The organism is Pollutimonas rozaliensis (genome assembly GCF_048751585.1).
Lineage (GTDB): Bacteria > Pseudomonadota > Gammaproteobacteria > Burkholderiales > Burkholderiaceae_B.
This window is the reverse complement of the sequence record NZ_JAZHOB010000175.1, coordinates 1-263: the sequence shown is the minus strand read 5'-3', so window position 1 is coordinate 263 and position 263 is coordinate 1. Positions and strand designations below refer to the sequence as shown.

Below are 263 nucleotides of genomic sequence, written 5' to 3'. Positions count from 1 at the left end.
ACTCGGTCTGGCCGCCCTTGAAGGCGTCGCGCGCGAAGGCGTAGATTTCCTCGATCTGCGGGTCGTTCATCGAATAGCAGCCCGACGACGAGCAGGCGCCGTGCACCATCAGGTTCGAGCCGGTGCGGCCGTTGGCGCGGTCATAGGCGTTGGGGTAGCCGATGTTGAACGACAGGTGGTATCCCGACTTCGGGTTCATCTGCCCGGGGCGCACCGTGTAGAAACCTTCCGGCGCCTGGCGGTCGCCCTCGGTGTATTTCGGA

The 263-nt window shown here is 64.6% G+C and carries 1 protein-coding gene; it reads right to left on the bottom strand.

Going from position 1 to position 263, the window contains the following annotated elements:
* On the bottom strand, positions 1-263 hold a 263-nt coding region (locus V0R37_RS22455), incomplete at both ends, for a L,D-transpeptidase family protein (RefSeq protein ID WP_420376603.1).